Genomic DNA, 19049 nt, shown 5'->3' with positions numbered 1-19049 from the left:
CGGCCCTCATCCCACACGCGGCAGCCGCGCTCCTGGAGCCACCCGATGACCTCTTCACTGAACCAGACGTTGACCGGACAAGTGCTGCTGCCCACTGGACGCTTCGTTCCTGCTCGACTGGACTTTGACCGTCAGATCATGGCCATCATGCCTGATGCGGGCGCGCCCACGGACCGGCTGATCCTGCCCGGATTTGTCGACGCGCACGTTCACGGTGGCGGCGGCGCGGATACGATGGATGGCCCGCAGGCCGTGCGGACGCTGGCCAGGTTCCACGCCGCGCACGGCACCACCACGCTGCTGCCCACCACCATCACCAATCCCTGGGAGAACGTGCTGGCCGCCTTGCACGGCATCCGGAAAGTCATGGACGACGGCGGCGTCCCGGGGGGCGCGGACATCGTCGGGGCCCATCTGGAAGGGCCGTTCATCAGTCCGGAGCGGCTGGGTGCCCAGCCGCCGAACACGCTCGCGCCGACCCCCGAGCGGATCGCGGAGGTGCTGGCGCTGAACGTGGTGCGGGCCGTGACCATCGCTCCGGAACTGCCAGGGGCGCTGGACGCCTCGCTGGCCCTGGCGCGCGCAGGCGTCCGCATCGGCGTGGGCCACACCCGGGCCGACGCCGAGACCGTGACCGCCTTTCTGGACGCCCTGGACGCGGCGGGGGCCACCACCTGCGCCACGCATCTATTCAACGCGATGGGCGGCATCGAGGGCCGCGTGCCCGGCCCCCCCGCCGCGCTAATGGCCGACGCCCACGCCTACCTGGAAATCATTCTGGACAACGTTCACGTTCATCCCACCAGCTTCCGGCTGGCCTGCGCCGCCTCGCACCGCGTCACCCTGATCACCGACGCCATGCGCGCCGCCGGTCTGGGCGACGGCATCAGCGAACTGGGCGGTCAGCGCGTGATCGTCGAAGGTAGCCGCGCCTCGCTGGAGGGAGGCTCACTGGCCGGAAGCCTGCTGACGATGGACGTGGCCCTGAAGAACGCAGTTCAGGCGGGCATTTCACTTGACTCCGCCAGCCGCATGCTGAGCGAGACACCTGCCCGCTCGCTGGGACTGGCTGACCGGGGCGTGCTGGAGCCGGGGCGACGCGCCGATCTGGTGGTGCTGGATGACACCCTGAACGTGCTGGAGGTGTATGTGGGAGGACAGAGGGTAAACGGCCGGTAGCGGGTCTGGTCCGGTGGTTTCACACCACGGGCCGGACCTCTCTCCTGCCCAGATGAAAAGAGGTCCGGCCCGCTGTGACGTTAGTTTGCGGCCACTTCCATCCCCACAACCATCGCCTGCACGGTGTAGCTGTAGCCCGTGGCGGGATTGGTCAGGATGATGCGGCCCATCTGCCGAACCGCCTGTGACTTGTCCGTGCGCGTGATTTTTAAACCGACCACGCCGTCTGTCCGTCCGGGGCGCACGCTGACTTTCACGTTCTCGGGCAGGTCACCCACCTTGACAACGATCTGCCGGGGATCGCCCAGCGCCGTCAGCACATCATCGGGCAGTGCCAGTCCCTGCCAGGCGCATTCGGTGCTCAGATGATCGTAGGTCAACGTATCGGCGCCCCTGGTATTGGCCACCACGACGGCCCACGGTACCGATTCAGCGAAGCTCGTGTTCATTCCACTCATGGCGGTCAGGGTCAACAGCATGGTCAGGATTTTTTTCATTGCGGGGCTCCTTGCCGGACAGAATGAGAACGGAGAAATGTTGGTGGACAGACTGCGGACTGTGGCCGCTCAAGGCAGCGACATAACATCTGAGCGACGGATCTTGCCCTGCATGACGTAGGCCAACTGGCTGTGGCGTTCGCCCTCGGCCCAGGCCACGCAGACCACGCTGCGGTCTTCCACCGCCGAGTACCAGGTGTCAATCTGCTGCCCCTCCACGAAAGCGCGTCCGGTTTTGTTCAGGCCGCTCGCCGCCAGCTGCGCATTCATGGCGCTCTGGTTAACCGAGAACGTCGCGGTGTCTACAGCCTGGAGGTTGAATGGAGACAACACCAGTTCCAGGGTGGGCGCTGCCGCGGTCAGTACGGCCTGAGCGGACGATTGACTGGTGTCGTACTGGTTTATCGTCCACAATGTGCCGGAGCTTGCGCGCGCCTGGCCGTTCCCAGTCCCCGCAAGGGCAGCGCACAGTACGGCAGCCCATAGGGATAGGTGGATCACTCGTCTGGGCTCTGTCATTCCACGCCTCCTCAGTTTCGACAAACAATCTGAAGTCACGTCCCGCCAGATGCGGCGGACCTGAGTGCTGGTCCTGTGAACACGAAGTCGCGCGGCCCGAACAGCGGAGACGACTGGATAACCATTGAAGTGCCCATGTGCCTTCTGCAGTTCTAAAGCGAGGTTAAAGGCTGCCCCGTCAAGGCGGCGTCATGGGATCTCCTCTCAGGGCGGGCGGAGGGAGTAGCATTAGGATCATCAGTTGACGCGGCGGTCAGTTATCCCGCGCGCCTGTCCTCTCCGGCCGTGACTTTCATATTCCTGAGGTCCGCAGAAAAGAACCAGAAGGCGGTTGAACGTGCATGACTCCTCCCAGGCGTACCGCACCTGAGTCCTCCTCTCATTCCTATCCAGCGGCAAGCAACGGCTTGACCCTGCGGGTGCTGGGTGAGGTACTGCCCGCCTGGAAGGGCCGTCCGCTAGGGCTGACCGCGCCGCGATTGCTGAGCCTGCTGGCCTACCTGCATCTGCAGGGGCCCACGCCACGTCAGGCCCTGGCCTGCACGTTCTGGCCGGGTCGCGGCGCGGCGCACGTTCGTCAGGCGCTCTACACCCTGCGGACGCTCCCAGGCGCCGACGAATGGCTGGCACATGGTTCAAGCGTGGCCGTTTCTGCCTACAGCGATCTGGATGAGGTCTGGCATCATCTTGGCCGTCAGGACTACGCCCCGGCGCTCGCGCTGTTGTGGCCCCGCAGACCACTGCTAGGCGGCCTGTTCAGCGGGGCCAGCACGGAATTTGAGGAATGGCTCGAGGGTCAGCAGGCAGCACTTGACCGGGCCCACCTCAACGCCCTGCTGTCCTACGCCCACGACCTGCAAGGACGGGGCGAGCGTGAGCAGGCCCGTGAATACCTGCGGAGGACACTGGAAGTTGATCCCCTGGACGAACGGGGTTACCGCGCCCTGATGACCCTGGAACACGCCGCCGGACAGATGGCCGAGGCGCTGGAGGTGTTTGAGGCCTGCCGCGTGATCTTGAAGCGTGAGCTGGACACCCTGCCCCAGCCCGAAACCCTGGCCCTGCTGCGCCATCTGGAACTCGGGATCGGCGCAACGAGCGGCAGACACAACCGCGCCCGGGTATTGACGACAGCTGACCTGCCCGTGCTGGCAAATGGGCCCCTGTGCGGCAGACGCGAGGATCTGGTGGCCGTCACGGCGCAGCTGGGCACCCACAACCGCGCCCTGCTTCAGGGTCTGCCGGGAATCGGCAAATCCCGGCTGGCGTGGGCTGTGGTCATCCAGACACTTGAGACAGCTGAGGCGGCCCGCGTGCTGTGGCTGGAGCTGAATGCCGACGTGCCCGAGGTCGTGTTGGCTGCGCTGCAAGAAGCGCTGGGCCTGCAGCCATCCACGACTGACGCGGAGCTGGCTGCCTCGCTGCGCCACCAGCAGGTCCGCCTGATTGTCTTGGATAACGCGGCCAGCAGCTACTCCCTGCACTCATTGCTGGAACATCTGCCTGCTGATATGCCAGTGCTGGTCACGTCCCGCCAGCGCCTGCCCCAACTTCCCCGCGTCTCGCTGCAGAGGCTGGCGAGGGACGATTCAGTGGCACTGATGCGGGGATATCTGCAGTCAGGCCCGGATGGTCCGGACCTGCCTCTCCCTGATGCCTACACCCTGGACGCCCTTTGCGCCGTGCTGGGCGACCATCCCTACGCGCTGCGGCTCGCCGCCGTGACGCTGCTCCAGAAGGGGGCGCCCCGCGCGCGCGAATTGCTGGCTGCGCTGAGCGTCGCGCCGCATGGCCAACGCGACGGACGCAGCGTCGCTGCCCTGATAGAACAGAGGGTTGCCGCGCTGATCGAGCAGAGTCTGGCGCTGCTGGATTCGCCTGCTTACGAGGCGTATCTGGGCCTGGGCAGTCTGTTCGCGCCGCAAACCACCCCGGAGCTGCTGGCCCTCGCCCTGCGCCGGGACGCCGATGACACTGAATCTGCGCTGTACACCCTGATGCAGCACGGACTCACAGCCCGCTACATTCAGCCTGGCTCCGACACGGTGGTGTACCGCATGCACGAACTGACCTGGAATGAGAGCTGCACCCATCAGGCCCTGCACCCGCATATGGTCTTAAAAGCTGTTGGTCAGTTTGCCGACCATTACAGCAGGAATTCAGATCTGCTTAGCCATGAAGTGCCGAATCTGCTCGGCGCAGCGGACCTGGCCCAACGCCAGTATCCGGAGGAACTGCCTGCCCTGTTCTACGGCTGGCTGAACGGACCCTACATCCGCAACTGTGGCTTTCCCACCACGCATCTGCCCCTGCTGGCCAAGGCGGTACAGATTGCTGAGCAGGCCGGAGACTGGGAGCAGGCGGGCGTCCTCCGTGAGAGACAGGGGGATATTCAACATGCGCTGCTGGGGGATCCGCATGGGGCCATCGCTCAATATCTGAAGGCAGCAGGGTACGCACGACAGGTGGGGCTGTGGGCAAGGCAGGCGACCGTGTTGGCAGTGGCGGGAGAATTACAGGCACAACTTCATCTGCCCGAATCAGGAGCCACGCTGCAAGAGGCCGTCGACATTGCCCGGCGCAGCGGCGACCCGCTGATTCACGGCCGGGTGTTGGAAAAACAGGGGGCCGCCCATGTCCTCAGGAACGATTTCAGGTCCGCCCGCGCCGCCCTCCAGGCATCCCGTGAGCTCATGCGTCCCCTTCTTACCCCGCAGCAGCCGCAACTCCAGGAGGCACGGACCACGCTGGCCAACGTCACGAGTACCCTGGGACAGGTGTATCAGCAGTTGCACAACCTGAACATGGCCCTTGTCCTGAAGCGGGAAGCCAGGGAACTGGCCCGTCAGGGCAACGACGTGTTGGCCGCAGCCAGTAGACTGGCAGAGATCGGCGAGATCCTGAGCCTGATGGGGCGCTTCGAAGAGGCCCGCGCCGCATTACAGGAAGCCATCGGACACTTCCGTGACCTGGGTGTCACGGCCCAGGAGTCTGCCGCCTGCGCCGTGCTCAATAGAGTGCCTGAACCAGAGTAATCAGCGGGAACTGACAACAGGTGGCGCCAGGGACACATGTGGCTTCATAAGCTGGCTGGCGTTCCTGCCGGACAAGTCGTTCCGGGGGCTGGGAGTGGGAGTTTCACAGGGACTTCTTGTGCTGGGGAGTTGAGATCTTGCTTCTAAAGGTCCCGTTGACCTGAAGCCGGAGAACGGACCCGGACAGGTCCTGGGGGTTGGACTCACCAGCTGACGACTCGGGGTCCTAACTGTCCCAGTGTGGGAAAGACCTGATCAAGACGCGCAGAGTTTCTCCGGGCCTTTCTGGAATCCTCCGCAGCCCATGGCGCAGTTGCTCCAAGCCGCAGCGCACCAGTCTCATGGCCCTCCGGCTCTGGGTCACCGCTCCCGTCCAGATCGGTTTTTTGTGGTACCAGACCGCGCGCCACCAGGCCAAAGTCACCAGACTGAACAGTTGCTCCAGCCGCTTGGAGGCGGTGACTCCAGTCCTCAATAGGCTTGATGTCCAACTGCTTTTGCACCACTGCCACGTTTTTCACACACGACAGTCCACAGAGATGGTGACGTCCTGATCCTGACTGGAACGGAGGATGATGCGAATGTGCTCCGCAGCATCCGGCAGGGTTCACATCACCCAGGTTGCACATGACCCTTGAGCGGCAACGTGCTTACTGACGGCTGACCACGGCGTGCAGGCGATTGATCCGACTGTTCAGCCCGCCTTATTCCACGGTGATGGAGCCGGTCATGAACGGGTGAGGCAGACAATGGTAGGTATAAACGCCGGACCTCCTGAAGACCACGTTCAGGTCGCCGCCGCGCGGCAGACTGTAAGTCGTCGTGCTGCCGTCCACATCCCGCAGCACGATGCTGTGCGCCACGATGTCACTGTTATGCCACGTGACGGCCGTGCCACGCTTGACCCTCAGGAGTTGCGGCGTGAACTTGAAGCCTGCCGCGTGGATGGTAGGGGTGTCTGCGCCGCCCAGAAGCGGCAGTCTGGTCACGTTCGTCCTCTCGCCCATGCCTCCCATGTCGTGCGACAGGTCGTCGGCGTGCGCATCCGGGTGCCCGTGTTCATCAAGGGCCGGACCGCCAGCCACCATAAAATGAATGCCGCCGGGATAGACGCCGTCGTTGGTGGCATGCCGCCCGATATGGTCATGAAATACGAATCTGCCGTCACGCCCTTTCACAAGCAGGTCATAACGCTCGCCCGGCCCGATGAGAAGAGTGTCGGCCTTGTAGGGTTGGGGCAGATCATGCCCGTCTTTAGCAACGATAAGAAAGGTCACGCCGTGCAGATGCATGGAATGAACGTCGTACCCCATGTTGATGAGCCGCAGCAGACTCACGTCGCCTGGCAGAATTGGCAGGTCCGGGATCAGTGGCGAGGCTCTGCCATTAACGAGGAAATAATTCGGGACCACATGATGCACCGGATTCTCAGGGTCCTGGCGGCTGTCCCACTCGTCGAGGATAAGGGTGTGTTCGCTCGTCCAGATCACGCTGGCAGAATCACTTGGTTCGACGATCAAGGCACCGTACATCCCCATGTCGAGGTGCAGATTCGTCTGGAAGTGACAGTGATACGCGAAGGTGCCGGCATCTGTTGCGACGAACTCATAGGTGAAGCTCTGGCCCGGCAAGACCGGATCAAGTCCGTCCATGCGCTGTGCGAGCGACACGATGCCGTGCAGGTGAATAGTGTGCGGCTGGTCGAGGGTGTTGTGCAGTGTGATCCGCACAAGGTCACCCTGCTTCACGCGGATCTCCGGACCGGGCACGCTGGGGGTCTGTCCCGGAAAGCCAAAGGCCCACTGTTCCACCTTGATGCCCGGTGCAATCTCGGCCTGGATACGGTGCACTTCCAGCGTGAATTCGCGCACCTGCCCGCTGAAGGCTTTGAGTGACACGGTGCCGACCCGGGTGTGCAAGAACTGGTCGATCAGGCTCGCGCGGTCGGGGCCCGGTGCGGCCGCGACAGCGGATGCGAACAGAATCAGCAGCGAAACGGCAAAGCCGGCAAATCGGAACATGGCGCCTCCACAATGGTGACGCTGACGTATACGGTGCTTGCACAGTGAGACTTCGGCTCCCGCGTTATGAAGACCAGGGGCATTCTGAGCTCCGCTCACGACCAGGCCACCTCTTGTCAGCCTCCAGAGCCACTCCTCACGCTGCACTTCAGCTGCTCGAAGTCTGGCGGCCTCATTTCACCGTGAAGAAGCGAATCATACCGAGCATGGCATGCGGCTTGTGGGTGACTGGATCGGCCACGAAGCAGGCGGTGAAGTAGGTTCCAGGAGTCAGTGTCATGGTGACGGTGGCACTTCTGCCCGGCGAGAGAACGTTCATGCCGAGACCGGGGCTGTCTTCCATCGGAGCAGGTCCGGACGGTGGTCCATCGGAAGCCATCATCTTCATCACGTCATCGGCAGTCACGCCGGACTTCAGCTTGGCCACTGTCATGAAGTGCGGCTGCCGGCCGTCGTTCACCACCTCCCAGGTATGGGTGCCGGCCATCACCTGAGTCGGAGGCAGGGACACAGCAAAGTCAGCAAGCTGCACGGTGTAATCCGTTTTTGGCGCGGCCGCGCCCTTGCCCGCAGGCACCGTAAACGTTTGAAAAAAGCCCATGTCAGCGAGTGCTTTAGGATTTTTCTGGTCATCGTTGGTAGCGGTGGTGCTGACCACGTAGGTTCCGGGCTCAAGGCCCATACCAACCTGCACGCGGCCTTGAGGGGCAATGGACAGCGCGCCGCCGTACAGCTGCCCCAGGTTGAACAGTTGCTGCTCAACCGCAGTGGTGTCCTCGCCGGTAGCAAGACCAACCGCAAGCGCCGACAAAGTCTTCTTGACCCCTGCTGGGTCAGCGCCCGAGTTCACCTTGAAAACAACAATGTCCCCTGCCGGCGCGCCGGCATTGCCAAAGTTGAACTGAACGTGGCCGACTGGCACCGTCGCGGGTACCTGGAAGCCAGAGGCGGTTGCGGTCACGTTGACCGAAGGCACCGCTTGGCCGAGGGCCGCGCCAAAAAGGGCGAAGGTGAGGGTAAGCAAGGACACGCGTGTGTGCTTCATACACTCCTCCTGGCCAGTCGCCCGCGTCGCAGCGGCGGCTGACAACCCTGGACCTCTCACCAGTTCAAGCGCAGTCCTAAGGTCTTTAAAAATCTTAAACCTTTTTTCAGGCCTGAGGGTTAGTGCTGCAGAAATCTCGTTCAGCGGCAAAAAGAGACTTCGCGGATGCAACCAGTTCGTCAGGTATGGAGCGAACCCCAGCATCTTTCTGGCGTGAGCACTGGAGCACAACCACGCAACCGCTCTGCCTGCTCCCCTGCCGCAGATTCTGTGCGCGAACCCCGTATAGAGGATCGCGCCACCTTGGGCGAAGTGACGCAGCAATCACAGGTGGCTGAGCGTGAACGCGGCCAGAAAACCACAGGTGGTGGCCAAGCCAATCATGGCTCCACCCTCCTCATAGGCCTCGGGCAACATGGTAGACGACAACATCGTCAGGATTGCCCCAGCAGCGAAGGCCTGAATGCCAGCGGTGAGATTAACGTCTGCGCCACGCAAGGCTGCGTAGCCCAGCCCAGAGGCCATCGCGCTGAGAAGCGCGATGGCCAACCACATCAGGAGGATCCGGATGGGCCGGTGTCCGGCGCGCTTGAGACCAACACTCGCACTCAAGCTTTCTGGAATGTTGCTCAGGAATACAGCCGCCACGAAGATCCAGCTTAACTTCCCACCGGCGAGAAGACTTACCCCGATGGCGATGGATTCCGGGATCCCGTCCATCAAAGTTCCCAGCACGATTGCAGAGGCCTGTCCTTCCTGTTGCTGACCGCTGCTGCGTTTGCGGTGTTTTCCGCCGGCACGATTGACTGCGAGATCGCCCAGGAAGAAGGCCAGCGCACCGAGCAGCAGCCCGATGGAGACCGCGTCAAGTCCCCCCTGACCAAATGCCTTGTCCATCAGTTCAAAGGCCACACTGCTCACCAGGACGCCGGCTCCGAGAGCCATGATCAACGCGACCCACGTTTTGTTCAGAGGGGCATAGAGCCCGAGAAGCGCGCCAAGGACCAGGGAGGAGCCACCGGCCAGACCCCAGAAGGCAGCAGTCCACATGGCAGAAGTATTGCACTGAGCAAGCCTCTTGAACCTGGCCGCGAGGAGCAGAGTGTCCCACTGGGCCTGAATCAGGGTGGAGGCCCTCCCTGGTCTCCAGGCAGATGTGCAACAGCAAACTGTGGAGGCGTGTCCCGCTGGTGGTGAAGTCTGCCGCGATCCAGTAGCGCCGCCCTGGTTTTGCACAGCGGGCGGCATTCCGCAACACCCGCAGATTTGTGGGCGCTGGACGCTTCCTCCGAGCAAGGCCACGGGTCACTCGGCGGTCGCCGCACCCGCTCAACTTTAACAACACCGCCTCGATCTCTTTGGCCAGTCACTGATCCAAAGGCTCACGGCCCAGTTGAAGGACGGACCAGGCCTGACCCACACGGTGCAGGTCACACAGGCGACGCACCGTCACGGTGGAGTATGCGTGTCTCGCAACCATGATGATCTGGTGCCGCTTCTGGAGCGGCGCGTCGCTGCCGCGTGCATCGGCCTCCTTGCGCCACCGATGGATCAGGCTGGGTGCCCGTGAATGTTTGTGGCAGAGCTGAGCGCTGGTGTGACGGCCAGCATTGCTCTCGTCCACCAACTTGAGTTTGAAATCGCCGCTGTGGTTGCCTCCTGGCATCTGGGCTTCTTCCGGGTGTGGTCGGCGTGCCCACTGACTGGGACGAAGTGACCTGGCGTGTGGACCCGTCCTGGAAATTCACTTCGTGGTGTCGTTCAAGCGGTTTCAGGCGCAGGCCACGCCACTCAAACGTCCATATTGACAGCATCCATTTTGCCTGTTACCGTAACCGCAATAGCTGATTCTGTTAAAATACAAGGGAGAGGGCCATGCAGACTGTAACTTCCCAGGACAGTACAGTGATCGCCTACGAGCAGATCGGGCAGGGACCGACGATCATCCTGGTCGTCGGCGCCCTGTGTTCACGCTCGACCGCGGGTGCCCGCGCTCTTGCTCAGCGCCTCTCAGCGCAATTCACGGTCATCAATTATGACCGTCGTGGTCGGGGTGACAGCGGCGATACCGCGCCGTACAGCATCAGCCGTGAGGTTGAAGACCTCGCTGCTCTGATCGAGGCAACCGGCGGTCACGCCCACCTTTATGGCCATTCCTCCGGCGGCGCCCTGGTTCTCGAAGCGGCCCTGGCCCTCAGCACGCGAGTCGGACGCCTGGCCCTCTATGAGATTCCGTACAACGATAGCCCCTCCGCACAAACGGTCTGGCAGGCCTATCTCGCCGATTTGCTGCCGCTGTTGGACGCAGGGCGCCGGGGCGACGCAATGGCGCGGTTCATGACGCAGGTGGGCACCCCCGAGGAACAGATCGCTGGAATGAGGCACGCTCCTTTCTGGCCAGCCTTGGAGGCACTCGCCCCCACCATGGCCTACGACCACGCAGCCCTGCTGGGTCCGAATGGCACGGTACCCAGCGCCCGGGCGGCCGCTGTGGCTCAGTCCACCCTACTGATGGTTGGCGATGCGAGCTATCCATTTATGCGCGACACAGCTCTCCGACTGGAAGCAGCGATGCCCAACGCCTCAGTGCTTGTGCTCGAAGGCCAGACCCATGATGTCGACGCCGCGGTGCTCGCCCCGGTACTGGGAGCATTCTTCAGCCAGCCGTAAAGGTCTCCAGGTGGAGGCAGACAGGACCGGCATGCCGGTGCCAGCACCCAGCGCGCCACCAGGAGAAGGCATCCACAAGCGGCCAGGTGGACAGTGCGTCGGCGCTGACTGAGATCGCTGCAGCAGTTCATGCCAGGCCTCGCCCGCATCCAATGTAAAAATTACAGATCCAGATCCGGACCGGGTGGATGTGTGGAGCCGATGACACGGCCCATCGTCGGCATCTGGCCATGAAACTAAAAGGAACAAGGACGAAGCCCTGACCCCATTTTTCCGGCTCGGGCAGAAGAATGCCCATGGTGTTCACGACGCCGTTCAGCCAGAGGGCATCAGGTGTCAGACGGCTGTCATAAACAGGCCTTTACCCTTTCTGAGACCGGGCACATCGATACTTTGGAGTCCAGTCCTTACGCTCGTAGCCCAACACGCTTACATCATCCGCCATCTGTGGCGCCAGGCGCCACAGACACGCCTACCCAAGGAGAACACATGATTCGATTCCATAAACCCGCTTTACTATGGCTCGGCCTGCCCCTGCTGGCCAGTTGTGGCACCATTGTCGGAGCCTTTGTCCCCCCACAGACCGTCGGTAATCTGGCCGGTTTGAACGGCGCAATGCTCACGAGCTCCAGCGCATTGCAGATTCAATCCGTCGGCGGGACAGTCCAGTACGACACCAGCGCATCTCTGCCGCCTGCATCGTTCGCTGATCTCAAATACCCCTCGGACGTTCCCTTCGGAATGCGGCCTCACGCAGCCAGCGTGAAAATGAGCTTGACGGATGCCACCATATCCGGGTCTTGCCTGACCCCAGATGCATTCAATCTCACCATCGACACCTTCAGCATCGGTCTGTGGGACTCGTCCGACAAGGCCAGCGCGGTGACCCTGAAAAGTTCGCCCAAGATCACCATCCGTGCCACAAAAACAACAACAGGCATCGGCGGCACCACCTACCAGCTCACCAGCAACACCGTCGTGGCCAATGCGGACCAGACCTCTACCGACCGGGCCATCAATATCCTCACGACTGGAGGCAAGAACGATACGGGCGTCAGCATGCAGATCAGCGCCGACAATGACGCTCTGGCTGGCTGCCGACTCTCTTTCAAACTGGGCGATGCCAGCGTCACCCTGAGCAACTTCCGCTAACCGCACTCCACAAGACACCGGCCCTGCTCGAAATGACTTCCCAATTCGAGCGGCACCAGTAACGAGGAGAGGGGCACCGGTACCGCCCGCAAGCATCGCCGCCTGCCCCCACAACAGGGGCAGGCGGCGATGCTTGCGGGTGAGCAGGCCTTGCTTGCCCTGCCGACTGCGACACTCAGAGGCAGACCATCAGTTGCACTGAAGAATACAGCGCTGATCGCTATGGCTCAATTCTCCGCACAAAGTTCAACACGTCCCGGTTAAACTCTCGCATCCGCTCCACCGTCGGAATATGCCCGGTGCCGGAGTAAGTGATGAACTCCGCGCCGGGAATGTGGGCAGCCAGATGCTGTCCGTTCTCGTAGCGCACCAGTGGGTCGGCGTCGCCGTGGACCACCAGCGTTGGCACACGAAGCTTTTCAAGCTCGGCCGTCACGTCATGCGTGCGTGTGGAGCGGAACTGGCGGGCGTACTGCTCTGGCGTCAGCGGACGGTAGCTGGCGTTGGCGGCAATAGCGTCGGCAGCTTTAGGATTGGCCTCCAGAAACCCAGCTGCCATCATCAAGCTGTAGGTGCGGCGGGCACGGTCGCCGGGAGATAGGGTGAAGTCAGGGCGCAGGGACTCGAGGCCCGCCGCATCCGGCTTCACATGGCTCTCCCCACCCGCCGAGGTACTGACCAGCGTGAGGCTTTGCACCAGTTCCGGCCAGCGCACCGCCAGATTCAGCGCGATAAACCCGCCCATGCTGATGCCCACCACATGCGCGGGCGCAGCGTTCATGGCCCGCAGGAACGCTGCGGCGTCATCAGCCTGATCGACGGTGGCGTAGTCGGCATCGGTGGGGTCACTGTCGCCTGTATCGCGGTGGTCAATCGCCAGGGTGCGGTACGTCTCCCCGAAGACTGGGAGCTGTCCGCGCCAGCCCAGGCGGTTGCTGCCCAGCCCGGTCAGAAAAAGGACGTTGCCCTGCGGGTGTTCAGGCCGCACCTCGTCATAGGCCAGTGTGCGCGTGCCAATGTTGCACAGGCGGGGTTCGGCAATCTTTCCAGTCATCAGAACCACTCCGGCTGCATCTCGTGCGTGGTGGCGTCGGCCCTCGCCAGCAACTGGGCGTGAAACTCGATTTTGGGCAGCTCATAAATCGCGAAGAACCGGGCGGCCTGCAATTTGCCCTGATAAAAGCTGGCGTCTTCTCCCTTTGCATCTGGCAGGGCGCGGGCGGCGGCAGCGGCCTGACGCAGCCACATCCAACCGACAACGGTATGGCCCAGCATTTCCAGGGCGCTGTTGGCATTCGCAAGAAACAGGTCCGGCCCCAGGTCCACAGCACGTCCCAGGATGGCTTTGAGCGCCGTTTGATTCTGCTCCAGTGCTGATTTCAAGGTGGAGCGAATCTCGTCCAGACCGCCCAGTCCCTCGGAGGCTTGCAGCTCACCTTCAACATGCGACATCAGCACCTGTAACCCGCGTCCGCCTGCCTGCGTCAGCTTGCGGCCCAGCAGATCGTTGCCCTGAATGCCCTCGGTCCCCTCATGGATGGGGTTCAGGCGGTTGTCGCGGTAGTACATCTCGACGGGGTAGTCGCGGGTATATCCGGCCCCACCCATCACCTGAATGGCGTCGCTCAGCGCTTCCTGGCTGTACTTGCTGGGCCAGGATTTAACGATGGGCGTCAGCAGGTCCAGCAGCAGGGAGGTGTCAGCTCTGCTGTCCTCCGGCCCGGTTTGCAGGTCATCCACCAGGCTCGAGGCGTACAGACCCAGCGCCAGCCCGCCCTCCACAAACGATTTTTGCCGCAGCAGCAGCCGCTTAACGTCTGCGTGGCCGATAATCGGGATGGCGGGGCTCAGCGGGTCCTTGTTGCTGGCAGCTCGGCCCTGGGCACGTTCACGCGCGTACTCCAGGCTTGCCAGGTAGCCCGCGTAGCCCAGCATCACCGCGCCCATGCCGACGCCGATGCGCGCCTCGTTCATCATGTGGAACATCTGGCGCAGGCCCTGACCAGCCTCGCCCACCAGCTCGCCCACACTCTCGCCGCCCTCGCCGAAATTGAGCAGCGTGTTGGTGGTGCCCCGGTAGCCCATCTTGTGGTTCAGGCCGGCCAGCACGACGTGGTTGGTCTCGCCAGGGGTGCCGTCGTCGCTCACCCGGTAGCGCGGCACCAGAAAGAGGCTGATGCCCTTGACACCTGCCGGGCCGCCCTTGATCCGTGCCAGAACGAGGTGAACGATGTTCTCGCTCAGCTCGTGTTCGCCGCCAGAGATCCACATCTTGCTGCCGCTGATGCTGTAGGTGCCGTCGTCTTTCGGCGTCGCCGTGGTGGTGATGTCGGCCAGCCCGGACCCGGCATGCGGCTCCGAAAGGGCCATGGTGCCGAACCAGCGGCCCTCGACCAGCGGCAGCATGTATTTTTCCTGCTGCTGGGGCGAGGCGAACACACGCTGCAGGTTGGCGTTGCCGATGGTCAGGAAGGGGTAACCGCTGCTGCCCACGTTCGCCGCCTGAAAATGTGCCTGCACGGCCTGCGTCATCACCCAAGGCAGTTGCAGGCCGCCCAGCTCCTCGTCATGGTGGGCACTAAAGAACCCGGCCTCCCGGAAAGCCCGCATCGCCTCCTTCACCGCTGGCAAAAGCTGCACCTTGCCGTCCACCACGTGCGGCTCGTTCAGGTCTGCCTCGCGGGCGTGGCTGGCGAAGTACCGGTCAGCCACGTTGTAGGCGAGATTCAAAACGTCCTCGTACACCTCGCGGCTGTGATCGGCGAAGCGGGAACGCTCGGTCAGGGCGGCGCTGTCCAGCACCTCGAACAGTTGAAAATGCAGGTCTCGCTTGCTCAGGAAAGGGGCCATGTCAGGTACTCCTTGAATGTGGTGGGGGACGGGACAGGTGTCCGTACACGTCTACTTTGAACGTTGGCGTTAATATAGGGCATTCCGCCCCACCGTCCCAGTCCCGATTCTCAGGAGGTACCACCATGCGCGCCCTGATCTGCCAGACCTTTGACCAGCCCGAGACCCTGACCGTCCAGACCCAGCCTGATCCCCTCCCCAACGCCAATGAAGTTGTTCTGGAAGTGAAGGCAGCCGGTGTGAACTATCCGGACGCGCTGATGGTCATGGGCCAGTACCAGATCAAGCCTCCCCTGCCGTTCGTGCCTGGGGCCGAGGCGGCCGGCATCATCACTGCCGTCGGAAAGGACGTCACGCACCTGAAAGTCGGGCAGCGGGCAGTCGCATTTACTGGATTGGGCGCGTTCGCCTCGCACCTCAAGGCAGACGCGGCCGCGATGATGCCGCTGCCCGACGGCATGGATTTCGAGGTGGCCGCAACCTTGCCTCTCGCCTACGGCACCACCATGCATGCCCTCGTGGACCGCGCGCAGCTGGCGGCAGGCGAGACGCTGCTGGTCCTGGGTGCGGCGGGCGGCGTGGGGCTGGCCGCCGTGATGATCGGCAAGGCGCTGGGCGCACGGGTGATCGCGGCGGCGGGCAGTGACGAGAAACTTCAACTGGCCCGCGAACACGGCGCGGACGAGGGCTTCAACTACGCCACCGAGGATATGCGCGAACGGCTCAAGGCACTGACGGGCGGCAAGGGTCCGGACGTGATCTTTGACCCGGTGGGCGACAGGTACGCTGAACCCGCCTTCCGCAGCATCGGCTGGGGCGGGCGCTATCTGGTGATCGGCTTTGCAGGCGGTGAGATTCCAAAATTGCCGCTGAACCTGCCCCTGCTCAAGGGTGCGTCGCTGGTGGGCGTGTTCTGGGGTGAGTTTGCCAAGCGTGATCCGGCGGCCAACGCCCGCAATCTGGCGCGGCTCGCAGGTTGGGTCATGGACGGCACGGTCAGGCCACTGGTCAGTCAGCGCTACGCGCTTGAAGACGGACCACAGGCCATGCGCGATCTGCTGGAACGGCGCGTGACTGGCAAGGTGGTCATCACTCCTTGAGCACGGACGCCCCTGCCACCACCTTCTATACCACCGCCGAGCTGGCGCGGGAAGCGGGGGTCACGCGCCGCACCGTCATGCACTATGCCGAGCTGGAATTGTTGACCCCGGACCTGACCACCGCGTCGGGGCGACTGCTGTACGGTCCCTACTCGCTGCGGCTGCTGCGTGATCTGATTGACCTGCGCTCCCTGGGCATGCCGCTGGATGAGGCCCGCGACATGGTGATCCTGCGCCGCGCCACCCATGATCTGGCGGGCAACCGCCGACGCGACTGGAAGCGTGAGGACGTGCCGCTCGGCGACGAGCGCCTGCAGGCCCTGCAGACCCGGCTGCGCGCCATCAACGCGGCTTACGAGCGGCAGGCCGACAACCTTGCCCGCCTGGACCGCTGGCTGACCAAGCGGTTTATCGGCAAGGATGGAAAAACAGCTGCAAAGGGTTAGGCGCAACTTAGGAAGGTCCGGCACTCGACTGACACAGCAAAAAGCCAGGGGAGGCAAGGGCGACCGGTTTCACTCGTCACGTGACGAGCAGCCTTTTTCCCACGCCTCCTGGTTCCCAATCGCCTGAGTTGTCCGGTAGTGTGCGGACCCTTCACGGCTCACGTTGCGGCACTGTCGGTGACCTGAAGATGGCCCAGGTGCTCAAGCAGCTCGGCAGTGAAGGTGTCCAGCTTGCCCTCCACCTTGGCCCTGGAGGCCAGCCGGGTCACCTCCTGCGCGTCCGGCTGGCCGATGATCAGGCCCATCCGCAGCATGGCGTACTCGCTGACGCTCAGACGCTCGCGCAACAGGAACTGCAGGGTCTTGAGGGCCGAGTCCACCTGCGCTTCAAGCGGCTGTGGTTCGTCGGTGGCCTCGACCAGCGTGGGCATGTTGGAAGACGGCGGCCGACTCTTTTTCTGGACGACCTTCTCCTGCGGCGCTTCCGTCTCGGGGTACTTGCCGTCCTGATCGCGGACGATGTCCACCAGCAGCGCCGAGCGGTTGCGGGCCTTGAACCCACTGTCCAGCAGGCGGACGAACTTGGCCAGACGCGCCTGCACATGCGGCTCTCCGTATTCCTCGATGAGCCTGCGGGCCACCGCGCCGGACACCCGGTACTCGGCCAGCGCCACAATCAAGGGGCTGTCCGGCAACGTGGACTCCTCGCGGTCCGCCAGATCGGCAAAGCGGTAGGTCAGCTGCTGCTTTTGCCCCCGGCCCTCGTATTCCACGGCACTCAGGTACAGCCGCTCTATTAATTCCTCGTGGGCGCCCTGCAGCGTCGATCGAATCTTGTTACTGCGGCGGTCCACGATCTTGCACGCCTCGGCCCAGTCGATCAGGTTGACTGTAAATGAGGCCAGCGGCTCGCGCGGATCTTCTGGGGGATAACGCCGGGCGTCCAGCAGGCGGTACAGCGCACGGGTCAGCGGTCGGTCGAGGCTGGTCAGGAACTCCAGGTCCAGCGGCTTGGTGTACTGGGCACGAATTGATTTGGTGATCGGCGTCGCCAGCCGGATCTTGAGGGTGCTGCTGCGGTTCAGGCCCAGATCCTCGTCCCCACTGGTGAATTCCAGGGCTTCCAGGTAATTGAAGGTCACAGTGGTCCAGTTGCCCCGCCGGTGATCGCGCCACGCTTCTGAGGCAGTGTAGGTGGAGGTCCGCAAGCGAAACAACGTCTGACGCAGGTTCTGGTAATAGCGTCCAGAGTCATGCAGGCCGGCGCGCTTCAGGATCTGGTACGCCGTGGTGTGCAGCGTACCGTCCTCCGGACAGCCGTCTTCAACGTACAGATCAATCAGCGCCGTCGAGATGTCACCGTCCAGGCCATGCGGCACCCCCCCGTATTTGGGGATCGCGTCGCAACTCAGCCGCGCCGGCCGTCCCTCGACATGGAAGTCGACCGTCCAGGACGTGAAGCTGTCCGGTACACGTTCCTGGATGCTGATCAGACCCAGCCGGCCCACGTTGGCTTCGTCGATGCGCGAGATTTCTTTGGGGGTAGCTGGTCTGGTTTTCTGGGAACGTTTGGTACGGGTCAACGCCATGTCCTCCCGTTGGGGTTTATGCATAATAGCTGTCTGAGGAGCCAGGAAACCACTACCGGACAACTCAGGCGATTGGGAAAATAGACTACCGGACAACTCAGGCGATTGGGTGGCCCGTATCCGGAGAAAATTTCGTCCTAGAGGGAAAATCTGCAGCCGACACACCACAGGCAGGCCACTACCGGACAACTCAGGCGATTGGACCTCTCGTTACCGGACTACTCAGGCGATTGTGTCTTACAAGTACCGGACTACTCAGGCGGTTGGACTCTGAAAGGTACCGGACTACTCGGGCGATTGGCCCTGACAGATACCGGACTACTCAGGCGATTGGCGATGTGAACTACCGAACTACTCAGGCGATTGCGTCTTACAAGTACCGGACTACTCAGGCGATTGGGACCAAAAGTACCGGACTACTCAGGCGATTGCGTCTTACAAGTACCGGACTACTCAGGCGATAATCCAGAAAAACGTCGTGTTTCAGGGCATCCGCCCGCCGCCCCTGATGATGATCATCATATCTTTTAAAAGATCTTTTAAAGATCAAAAAAAACATCATCAGCGGCCACCCATCGCGCCTGAAATATCTGAACGCCAGCAACGGTCAAAACCTTGAAAAGATTAGAATTCATAGACCATACGGCTCCAGTCTGAACCGTAGACCCCTCTCCATGCTCACCAGAAGGCCGTGAAGCCGCTTCTCAGCAGCGCCCCGACTCCCTGTCCCGACAGCCATCCGCTGGCACCTTCAGAGCGTTCCTGGCGCCGACCTGATCAGTCAAAAATTATGCAGTGCACTGCATAATTGCTTCACATCGTTCCAGACAGCTTTCTTCCTTGTTTTGAGCGTGTTGTTCCCCTTGGCCGACCCGTGATGTCTGCACTACAGTTCGACGGTTGACCCGCCCCCAGTCCCTGAAGGGACCTTTCCCCCATTCCTGTT

The 19049-nt window shown here is 62.6% G+C and carries 15 protein-coding genes; 6 read left to right on the top strand and 9 right to left on the bottom strand.

The window, feature by feature from the left end:
* Positions 1–45 precede the first annotated feature (45 nt).
* Entirely contained in the window at positions 46–1179 is a 1134-nt protein-coding gene (locus IEY31_RS13535) for an N-acetylglucosamine-6-phosphate deacetylase (RefSeq protein WP_188972879.1), read from the top strand.
* An 80-nt stretch (positions 1180–1259) separates the two neighbouring features.
* Here IEY31_RS13535 and IEY31_RS13530 read toward each other — a convergent pair whose 3' ends face one another.
* Together IEY31_RS13530 and IEY31_RS13525 are read right to left on the bottom strand one after the other, a co-directional pair.
* Positions 1260–1676, bottom strand: a complete 417-nt coding sequence (locus IEY31_RS13530) for a hypothetical protein (protein ID WP_188972877.1) — start codon at positions 1674–1676, stop codon at positions 1260–1262.
* A 69-nt stretch (positions 1677–1745) separates the two neighbouring features.
* Positions 1746–2009, bottom strand: coding sequence for a hypothetical protein (locus IEY31_RS13525; RefSeq protein ID WP_188972875.1), 264 nt, complete (start codon positions 2007–2009; stop codon positions 1746–1748).
* Between the two features lie 527 nt (positions 2010–2536).
* On the opposite strand from IEY31_RS13525, the gene IEY31_RS13520 reads away from it, so the two are divergent.
* Positions 2537–5230, top strand: a complete 2694-nt coding sequence (locus tag IEY31_RS13520; protein WP_188972873.1) for an AfsR/SARP family transcriptional regulator — start codon at positions 2537–2539, stop codon at positions 5228–5230.
* A gap of 704 nt (positions 5231–5934) precedes the next feature.
* On the opposite strand, the gene IEY31_RS13515 is transcribed toward IEY31_RS13520, so the two are convergent.
* The 4 genes from IEY31_RS13515 to IEY31_RS13500 form a co-directional block, all read right to left on the bottom strand.
* Entirely contained in the window at positions 5935–7251 is a 1317-nt protein-coding gene (locus IEY31_RS13515) for a multicopper oxidase family protein (protein ID WP_188972871.1), read from the bottom strand.
* A 172-nt stretch (positions 7252–7423) separates the two neighbouring features.
* Positions 7424–8296 (bottom strand): cupredoxin domain-containing protein, encoded by an 873-nt coding sequence (locus tag IEY31_RS13510; RefSeq protein WP_188972869.1) that lies wholly within the window; start codon positions 8294–8296, stop codon positions 7424–7426.
* 324 nt (positions 8297–8620) lie between these two features.
* Positions 8621–9346, bottom strand: a complete 726-nt coding sequence (locus tag IEY31_RS13505; protein WP_188972867.1) for a ZIP family metal transporter — start codon at positions 9344–9346, stop codon at positions 8621–8623.
* A 316-nt stretch (positions 9347–9662) separates the two neighbouring features.
* Positions 9663–9962 carry a transposase gene (locus tag IEY31_RS13500; protein ID WP_188972917.1) on the bottom strand — a complete coding sequence of 100 codons (300 nt, stop codon included), beginning with the start codon at positions 9960–9962 and terminating at the stop codon, positions 9663–9665.
* A 239-nt stretch (positions 9963–10201) separates the two neighbouring features.
* On the opposite strand from IEY31_RS13500, the gene IEY31_RS13495 reads away from it, so the two are divergent.
* Positions 10202–10966: an alpha/beta fold hydrolase gene (locus IEY31_RS13495; protein WP_229723606.1), complete on the top strand. Its 765-nt coding sequence runs from the start codon at positions 10202–10204 to the stop codon at positions 10964–10966.
* A 489-nt stretch (positions 10967–11455) separates the two neighbouring features.
* Entirely contained in the window at positions 11456–12118 is a 663-nt protein-coding gene (locus IEY31_RS13490; protein ID WP_188972863.1) for a hypothetical protein, read from the top strand.
* Positions 12119–12338: 220 nt separating this feature from the next.
* Here IEY31_RS13490 and IEY31_RS13485 read toward each other — a convergent pair whose 3' ends face one another.
* Together IEY31_RS13485 and IEY31_RS13480 are read right to left on the bottom strand one after the other, a co-directional pair.
* A complete protein-coding gene (locus IEY31_RS13485; RefSeq protein WP_188972861.1) occupies positions 12339–13172 on the bottom strand; it encodes an alpha/beta fold hydrolase in 834 nt (277 codons plus the stop codon).
* A complete protein-coding gene (locus tag IEY31_RS13480; RefSeq protein WP_188972859.1) occupies positions 13172–14968 on the bottom strand; it encodes an acyl-CoA dehydrogenase in 1797 nt (598 codons plus the stop codon). Before IEY31_RS13480 ends, IEY31_RS13485 begins: the two co-directional genes overlap by 1 nt.
* Positions 14969–15093: 125 nt before the next feature.
* On the opposite strand from IEY31_RS13480, the gene IEY31_RS13475 reads away from it, so the two are divergent.
* Both IEY31_RS13475 and IEY31_RS13470 read left to right on the top strand, forming a co-directional pair.
* Positions 15094–16068, top strand: a complete 975-nt coding sequence (locus IEY31_RS13475; protein ID WP_188972857.1) for an NADPH:quinone oxidoreductase family protein — start codon at positions 15094–15096, stop codon at positions 16066–16068.
* Positions 16065–16514 (top strand): MerR family transcriptional regulator, encoded by a 450-nt coding sequence (locus IEY31_RS13470; RefSeq protein ID WP_188972855.1) that lies wholly within the window; start codon positions 16065–16067, stop codon positions 16512–16514. The genes IEY31_RS13475 and IEY31_RS13470 overlap by 4 nt, the downstream gene beginning before the upstream one ends.
* Positions 16515–16672: 158 nt before the next feature.
* On the opposite strand, the gene IEY31_RS13465 is transcribed toward IEY31_RS13470, so the two are convergent.
* Positions 16673–18103: a replication initiator protein A gene (locus IEY31_RS13465; RefSeq protein ID WP_188972853.1), complete on the bottom strand. Its 1431-nt coding sequence runs from the start codon at positions 18101–18103 to the stop codon at positions 16673–16675.
* Positions 18104–19049 lie beyond the last annotated feature (946 nt).

This window comes from Deinococcus aerolatus (genome assembly GCF_014647055.1).
Taxonomy (GTDB): domain Bacteria; phylum Deinococcota; class Deinococci; order Deinococcales; family Deinococcaceae; genus Deinococcus; species Deinococcus aerolatus.
Note: the sequence above shows the minus strand (reverse complement) of the source record. Positions and strands in the feature narration are given on the sequence as shown.

Bases quoted from the DNA above. Each gene is read 5' to 3' on its own strand.
- IEY31_RS13535 (WP_188972879.1), top strand. From the start codon at position 46: ATGACCTCTTCACTGAACCAGACGTTGACCGGACAAGTGCTGCTGCCC.
- IEY31_RS13530 (WP_188972877.1), bottom strand. From the start codon at position 1,676: ATGAAAAAAATCCTGACCATGCTGTTGACCCTGACCGCCATGAGTGGA.
- IEY31_RS13520 (WP_188972873.1), top strand. From the start codon at position 2,537: ATGACTCCTCCCAGGCGTACCGCACCTGAGTCCTCCTCTCATTCCTAT.
- IEY31_RS13515 (WP_188972871.1), bottom strand. From the start codon at position 7,251: ATGTTCCGATTTGCCGGCTTTGCCGTTTCGCTGCTGATTCTGTTCGCA.
- IEY31_RS13510 (WP_188972869.1), bottom strand. From the start codon at position 8,296: ATGAAGCACACACGCGTGTCCTTGCTTACCCTCACCTTCGCCCTTTTT.
- IEY31_RS13505 (WP_188972867.1), bottom strand. From the start codon at position 9,346: ATGTGGACTGCTGCCTTCTGGGGTCTGGCCGGTGGCTCCTCCCTGGTC.
- IEY31_RS13500 (WP_188972917.1), bottom strand. From the start codon at position 9,962: ATGCCAGGAGGCAACCACAGCGGCGATTTCAAACTCAAGTTGGTGGAC.
- IEY31_RS13490 (WP_188972863.1), top strand. From the start codon at position 11,456: ATGATTCGATTCCATAAACCCGCTTTACTATGGCTCGGCCTGCCCCTG.
- IEY31_RS13485 (WP_188972861.1), bottom strand. From the start codon at position 13,172: ATGACTGGAAAGATTGCCGAACCCCGCCTGTGCAACATTGGCACGCGC.
- IEY31_RS13480 (WP_188972859.1), bottom strand. From the start codon at position 14,968: ATGGCCCCTTTCCTGAGCAAGCGAGACCTGCATTTTCAACTGTTCGAG.
- IEY31_RS13475 (WP_188972857.1), top strand. From the start codon at position 15,094: ATGCGCGCCCTGATCTGCCAGACCTTTGACCAGCCCGAGACCCTGACC.
- IEY31_RS13465 (WP_188972853.1), bottom strand. From the start codon at position 18,103: ATGGCGTTGACCCGTACCAAACGTTCCCAGAAAACCAGACCAGCTACC.